A 7,032-nucleotide genomic window follows, 5' to 3' on the forward strand; every position below is an offset into this window, starting at 1 on the left:
TACTTTCTGAGGGGCAAGCAAAAAAAGTAACTCGCCAGGAAGGCGACAAGATTTTTAATATTTAAGCCGTACGGTAAATTTGAATCCCTAAAGCCTTCAACCCCGGCAATATCCCCGGTTTACTCACTTTTAACTTCACATTTTGCGCTTTAAATTCCTGCAGAATCAGCTGGCACACATGCTCGCCCAGGGCTTCAACCAGTTTAAAGCTGTGTTCTGCTAATGTTTCCCGAATGCGCGCAGCCACTTGCCCATAATCAATCGTGTCTTCAATCGCATCGGTCTGGCAGGCTTTGCTAAAGTCATAGCCGATTTCGATATCCAGAATGACGGTCTGCGCGACCGCGCGCTCCCACTCGGGAACGCCGAGTTTGGTTTGCACTTTGACTTGTTCGAGAAAGATAATATCCATTGAGGTGCACCCTTGTTGTTATTTCCGCGCAGGCCGGAATCCAGTATGATTCGGCATCATACAACATCGTGCGGTGGCTGGCATAAGCGGCTGCATTTCAGTGGAATTTAAAGCATGAACGAAATTGGGTTTGATATTGAGGCGCTGGTGTGGGTTGTGGCGGCTTATCTGATTGGGTCGATTGCCTTTGGCATTATCATCAGCAAGCTGTATCGCCTGCCTGATCCACGCACGGTGGGCAGTGGTAATATCGGCGCGACCAATGTGGCGCGTAGCGGTAAGAAATCTGCTGCGATTCTGACTTTGCTGGGTGATGCTTTTAAAGGCTGGTTGCCGACCTGGTTGGCATTGCAAGCCGGGATGTTAATGGATGTGGTCGCGTTGGTGGGCCTGGCGGTATTTATTGGGCATTTGTACCCGATTTACCATAAGTTCAAAGGCGGTAAAGGCGTGGCGACAGCGCTGGGCGTGATGATTGCGTTTTCCGGCTGGTTGGCGTTAAGTGTGGTGGCGGTCTGGCTAGTTGTGTTTTTAATCAGCCGAATTTCTTCTTTGTCTGCCTTGGTGGCTGCAATATTGGCCCCCGTGATTGCCTGGCAATTCTTGTCACCTTATCCGGTGTATGTGGCGGTGGTGGTTGTGATGACGGCGTTTTTGATTATTCGCCATCAGGGCAATATTGAGAAGTTGCTGGCAGGCACTGAAAGCCGCTTTGGCAAGAAATAGCCAACCATATTTAGGCGGGGGCTTTGAGCTCCGATAAATCCCAGCGTGGGCGGATGCTGAAGCTGTAATCTTGTTTCACTGCTTGCATGGCGTGTAAACGCATGGCACCTGCAAACGCAATCATGGCGCCATTGTCGGTGCAGAACTCCAGCCGTGGGTAACTGACGCTGATGCCGCGCTTGCTGGCGGCTTCGTTGAGTCTGGTGCGCAGGCGCTTGTTGGCACCCACGCCGCCCGAGACCACCAGCCGTTTGAGCTTGGTTTGCTTGAGTGCTTTCAGGCACTTATGCACCAGAATCTCGGTGACAGATTCCTGAAATTCCCAGGCAATATCTTTGATGGTGTCATCATCCAGTTGTGGCTGGTTGTTGACCAGCGTGAGCACCGCTGTTTTGAGGCCGCTAAAGCTGAAGTTCAAATCCGGGCTGTTGAGCATTGGGCGCGGTAGTTGAAAATGCGGTCTGCCCTGGTCGGCTAATTTGGAGACGGCCGGGCCGCCGGGATAACCTAACCCAAGTAATTTAGCGGTTTTGTCGAATGCTTCGCCAGCGGCGTCATCCAGCGTATCACCTAAGAGTTCATATTGGCCGATACCGTCTACGCGCATCAGTTGGCTGTGGCCGCCTGAAACCAGCAAGGCAACAAATGGGAAGGCTGGCGGATTTTCTTCCAGCATGGGCGCCAGCAAATGGCCCTCCAGGTGGTGCACGCCGATGGTGGGTACATTGAGCGCCATGGCCAGTGATTGCGCAATGCTGGTGCCTACCAGCAAGGCACCCGCCAGGCCAGGGCCTTGTGTATAAGCGATGCCTTCTATGTCTTGCAAGGTTTTATCGGCTTGTGCCAGGACTTGTTGGGTCAGTGGCAACGCACGACGGATATGGTCGCGTGAAGCGAGTTCTGGCACCACGCCACCATAAGCGGCATGCATGTCTACTTGTGAGTGCAGGGCGTGCGCCAGCAGCCCGCGGCGCGTGTCGTACAGCGCGACCCCGGTTTCATCACAAGAAGATTCAATGCCCAATACCAACATACGTGCTTTCTCACAGACAATATTTTGCGGAAATGATTGATAAATCCAAATAAGCGCGATAGAATACGCGGTTTTCAGTGCTGCATCAATCCGCATGCACGATTTGCCAACCATTTTTGAAGGATAGGGATTTACATGACCGCTATTCGTGTGAAAGAGAACGAACCGTTTGACGTTGCAATGCGCCGCTTCAAGCGTTTGATTGAAAAAACCGGTTTGTTGAACGACTTGCGTGCACGCGAGTTCTACGAGAAGCCAACTTGGGAACGTAAACGTAAAGCCGCTGCTGCGGTTAAACGTCAGTACCGTCGTCTGCGCAACCAACAGTTGCCGACAAAACTCTACTAATTTTTAGTGGAAGTGAACGGTTAGCCGCTTTCAGGTTAACCGATGATGCGAAGGTTGTGGGTTTCCGCAACCTTTAGCTATTTATACAGCCCATATTTAAGCCTCCATTCAGATAAAGATATTTCTATGAGCCTGAAAGCACAAATCTCCGAAGACATGAAAACCGCCATGCGTGCGAAAGACATGCAAAAGCTGGGTGTGATTCGTTTGTTGCAAGCGGCGATCAAGCAGCGCGAAGTCGACGAGCGTATTGAGCTGGATGATGATGCCGTGATTACGGCGATTGAGAAAATGCTCAAGCAGCGCCGTGATTCGATTGCTGCGTTTGAAGGTGCTAACCGCCACGATCTGGCGGATCAGGAAAAATTTGAAGTTACTGTATTGCAGGCGTATCTGCCAGCGCAATTGTCTGAGGATGAAATCAACGCCATCATCGCCAAGGTTATTGCTGAAGCGGGTGCTGCGGGTGCCAAAGACATGGGTAAAGTAGTGGGTGCGGTGAAGCCGCTGGTCGCAGGTAAGGCAGATATGGCGAAAGTCTCTGGCCTGATCAAGGCTGCCTTAGGTTAATCGGTCTTTAACCGCATCAACAACGGGGCGCATTTGGCGCCCTTTGTTTTTTAGTGCGCATAAGCGATACTTGCATCTATGATCCCCGAAAGTTTTATTCAAGAACTGCTCAATCGCGTAGATATTGTCGAAGTCATCGACAAGGCAGTACCGCTGAAAAAAGCCGGGGCCAATTATTCGGCCTGCTGCCCATTCCATAACGAAAAATCCCCCAGTTTTACCGTCAGTCCGACCAAGCAGTTTTACCATTGTTTTGGTTGTGGTGCGCACGGCTCCGCCTTGAGCTTTTTGATGGAGTATAACGGCCTTAGTTTTGTTGAGGCCATACACGACCTGGCCAAACAGATTGGCATGATTGTGCCGCAAGAGCAGCGCGACCCTAATCAACCAGCGTCCCCCTCAAAGGCGGTGTTATTGAGTTTGCAAGATACCTTGCAACAAGCTGCCAACTATTACAAAGCAGAATTGAAAAAATCACCGCGCGCGATTGATTACCTGAAGAACCGTGGTTTAAGTGGTCAGGTCGCGGCCAAGTTCCAGGTTGGTTATGCCCCGGCTGGCTGGCAAAATCTGCAAACAGTGTTCCCGCAATATGAGGCTGAGGCGCTGGAGACGGCCGGGTTGGTGGTGCAGAATGAACAAGGGCGCCGTTATGACCGCTTTCGTGACCGTATTATTTTCCCCATCCATAACCAAAAAGGCGAAGTAATTGGCTTTGGCGGGCGCGTGATTAACCCCGAAGATACGCCAAAGTATTACAACTCGCCGGAAACACCGCTGTTTCAAAAAGGCCATGAATTATATGGCTTGTTTATGGCACGTCGCGCCATCCGTGATGCGGGCCGCGTGCTGGTGGTTGAGGGTTATATGGATGTAGTGGCACTGGCGCAATATGGTATTGAATATGCCGTCGCGGCGCTGGGTACAGCAACTACCCCGTTTCATATTGCCAAGCTGATGCGGCAAACCGATGAAATTGTATTCAGCTTTGATGGCGACAAAGCCGGGCGCACGGCGGCCTGGCGCGCAGTGATGAACGCTTTGCCTGCGATTAAAGATGGCCTCAAGTTGCGCTTTTTGTTTTTGCCTGCCGAACATGACCCGGATAGTTTTGTGCGTGCGTTTGGTAAAGAGGCATTTGAAGCTGAAATGGATAAAGCAATGCCGCTGTCGCAATACATTATTCAGCATTTGAGCGAGCATAACCCGATGGCTTCGCAAGAGGACAAGCTGCAGTTTTTGAATGATGCCGAGCCTATCCTCAAGCAAATTCAGGCGCCTCGTTATGCCATGTTGTTACGCAAAAAAGTGGCCGAGATGACCGGCTTGGCTGGTGGCGAAATGCAACGCATGCTCAAGTTGCCAGATCCGGTTAAAACCAAACAAAAGCCTGTGCGCCAGCGTTCGCGCACACCGCTATCGCTGTATGTGCGCCTGGCCTTGATGTTGCTGATGCGGCCGCAATGGGCTAAGCCGGAGTTGATGGCGGAGATTGTTGGGGAGGGCGATGAAGAGCAGATGTTGCGTGTGGTGTTGAGGGCTGCTGTCGCCAAGCCAGACGCGCGGCCGGTGGTATTGCTGCAAATGATCACCCCGTATATTTCTGAGGTTTTGCGACACCAATTGCAACGTGAGTTGTCTTTATTGGACGAAACGCTGGACTTCACGCTTGAATTTGAGGGGGCGTGTACCCAATTATCAGACATGGCAGTCATTGCGCGTGAAAAGTCCTTGTTAGGGCGGCTGACTGAAAAGCCATTTTCTACGCTGTCGGACGCAGAGCGTGAGGCTCTGCGGCAGTTAACCAGCAAGCGCTAGTCAGCAATTCCCTAAAAACCGTGTGGGCATGCTTAAAAAACATGCAAAAATCTGGTAAAATAAAGGGTTTCCCGTAATGTTAAATCGAGTGATGTGACAGTAGCGGTAGCCAACACTCGGCATCAATCATTTTAGAGGTGGAATCGGCCATGGCCAGACCCAAAGCAGATAAAAGTTTAGACAAAGAGCTCGGAATTAACGAAGTCGAAACACACAAAGACCCCGCCACCCAGGCAATGGATGCCGAGGCACGTCGTACCCGCCTGAAAACCCTGATTGTTCTGGGTAAAGAGCGTGGTTATTTGACCTACGCCGAAATTAATGACCATTTGCCGGATGACGTGCAAGACTCCGAGCAGATCGAGAGCATTATCGGCATGATCAATGACATGGGTATCCAGGTCTATGAAGAAGCGCCAGATGCCGAAGTATTGCTGATGTCTGATGCACCTCCAGCGGTGACTGATGAAGATGCTGCCGAAGAAGCCGAGCAAGCGCTGGCGACGGTAGACTCCGAGTTCGGTCGTACGACTGACCCTGTGCGTATGTATATGCGTGAAATGGGCACGGTTGACCTGCTGACACGTGAGGGTGAAATCGAGATCGCCAAGCGTATCGAAGATGGCCTCAAGCACATGGTGCATGCGATTGCCGCCTGTCCGACCACCATCGCCCAGTTGCTGGATATGGTAGATAAAGTCGAAAAAGACGAGATGAGCGTCGACGAACTGGTAGACGGTTTGATTGACAGCGATCTCGGCCTGGATGACGCTTTGGCAGTGGCTGACGCAGAAGAAGAGGAAGCTGCTGACGAAGAAGAGGAAGAGGACGACGAAGATGGCGATGCTAAAGCATCCGCCTTGTCTGCCGAAGCCCTGGCCAGACTCAAAGATGAAGTCCTGTCTCGCTTTGCCGTCATTCGCGCTGCAAATACGCAAATGAACAGCATTCGTGAAGCCAAAGGTACCAATGATGCCGAGTACAAAACCCTGCATCAACAGGTGCTGGATGAACTGACGGCTTTCCGTTTCTCTGCCAAGCAAGTAGAAGCCCTGTGTGACCAGGTGCGCAACATGGTAGAAGAAGTGCGCACGCATGAACGCAAAATCATGGATTTCTGTGTTGAAAAAGCCAACATGCCGCGTCAGCAATTTATTAAAAGCTTTGTCGGCAACGAAATCAACCTCAGCTGGTTAGATGGCGAACTTGCTGGTAAGCCCGCCTATGCAGAGCGTTTGAGCCGTTTCAGACACTCGATTCTTGACCAGCAAGAGCGCCTGCAAAACTTGCAGAACCGTGTTGGCTTGCCAATTAAAGAGTTACGCGAAATCAACAAACAAATGACCACCGGTGAAGCACGTGCCCGTCGCGCTAAACGCGAAATGATCGAGGCCAACCTGCGTCTGGTGATTTCTATCGCCAAAAAATACACCAACCGTGGCTTGCAATTCCTTGATTTGATTCAGGAAGGCAACATCGGCCTGATGAAAGCCGTGGATAAATTTGAATACCGTCGTGGTTACAAATTTTCTACCTATGCAACATGGTGGATCCGTCAGGCCATCACGCGTTCGATCGCTGACCAGGCGCGTACCATCCGTATTCCGGTGCACATGATCGAAACCATCAATAAGATGAACCGCATCAGCCGCCAGATTCTGCAAGAAACTGGTCTGGAGCCTGATCCGGCCACCTTGGCTGAANNAAGAAAAAATCCGCAAAATCCTCAAAATCAGCAAAGAGCCAATTTCGATGGAAACGCCGATTGGTGACGATGAAGACAGCCACTTGGGCGACTTTATTGAAGACAACACCACACTGGCGCCAATGGACGCAGCGGTTTACGCCAGCCTGCGCGACGCCACCAGTGAAGTGCTGGAGTCACTGACCCCGCGCGAAGCCAAAGTACTGCGCATGCGCTTTGGTATTGAAATGAACACCGACCACACCCTGGAAGAAGTGGGCAAACAGTTTGACGTGACGCGTGAACGTATCCGTCAGATTGAAGCAAAAGCACTACGCAAGTTGCGCCACCCAACGCGCTCCGAACGTCTGCGCAGCTTCCTCGAAAACGGTCAGGATTAGTTTATAATCCCACGCTTTCCGGCCCCTTAGCTCATGCTTG

General features: G+C 51.4%; 6 protein-coding genes and 1 pseudogene. 5 read left to right on the forward strand and 2 right to left on the reverse strand.

Annotated elements, in window-relative coordinates; translation table 11 throughout:
* Nucleotides 1–61 precede the first annotated feature (61 nt).
* On the reverse strand, nucleotides 62–412 hold the full coding sequence (folB, locus tag B3355_RS08920; RefSeq protein ID WP_292782841.1) for a dihydroneopterin aldolase: 351 nt from the start codon (nucleotides 410–412) through the stop codon (nucleotides 62–64).
* A 114-nt stretch (nucleotides 413–526) separates the two neighbouring features.
* Between folB and plsY the strand changes: the two genes are divergently transcribed.
* A complete protein-coding gene (plsY, locus tag B3355_RS08925; protein WP_019883629.1) occupies nucleotides 527–1,138 on the forward strand; it encodes a glycerol-3-phosphate 1-O-acyltransferase PlsY in 612 nt (203 codons plus the stop codon).
* A 10-nt stretch (nucleotides 1,139–1,148) separates the two neighbouring features.
* Here plsY and tsaD read toward each other — a convergent pair whose 3' ends face one another.
* On the reverse strand, nucleotides 1,149–2,171 hold the full coding sequence (gene tsaD, locus B3355_RS08930; RefSeq protein WP_292782856.1) for a tRNA (adenosine(37)-N6)-threonylcarbamoyltransferase complex transferase subunit TsaD: 1,023 nt from the start codon (nucleotides 2,169–2,171) through the stop codon (nucleotides 1,149–1,151).
* Nucleotides 2,172–2,306: 135 nt separating this feature from the next.
* On the opposite strand from tsaD, the gene rpsU reads away from it, so the two are divergent.
* From rpsU to rpoD, 4 genes and pseudogenes are all read left to right on the forward strand, one after another.
* Complete coding sequence (gene rpsU / locus B3355_RS08935) at nucleotides 2,307–2,519, forward strand: 30S ribosomal protein S21 (RefSeq protein ID WP_018987466.1); 213 nt, start codon at nucleotides 2,307–2,309, stop codon at nucleotides 2,517–2,519.
* A gap of 126 nt (nucleotides 2,520–2,645) precedes the next feature.
* Nucleotides 2,646–3,089 carry a GatB/YqeY domain-containing protein gene (locus B3355_RS08940; RefSeq protein WP_292782850.1) on the forward strand — a complete coding sequence of 148 codons (444 nt, stop codon included), beginning with the start codon at nucleotides 2,646–2,648 and terminating at the stop codon, nucleotides 3,087–3,089.
* A 78-nt stretch (nucleotides 3,090–3,167) separates the two neighbouring features.
* Nucleotides 3,168–4,907 carry a DNA primase gene (gene dnaG / locus B3355_RS08945; protein ID WP_292782853.1) on the forward strand — a complete coding sequence of 580 codons (1,740 nt, stop codon included), beginning with the start codon at nucleotides 3,168–3,170 and terminating at the stop codon, nucleotides 4,905–4,907.
* Nucleotides 4,908–5,056: 149 nt separating this feature from the next.
* Nucleotides 5,057–6,992: pseudogene (gene rpoD, locus B3355_RS08950) on the forward strand (RNA polymerase sigma factor RpoD).
* The last annotated feature ends 40 nt before the right edge of the window (nucleotides 6,993–7,032 follow it).

It is taken from the genome of Methylophilus sp. UBA6697, assembly GCF_002454655.1.
Classification (GTDB): Bacteria; Pseudomonadota; Gammaproteobacteria; order Burkholderiales; family Methylophilaceae; genus Methylophilus.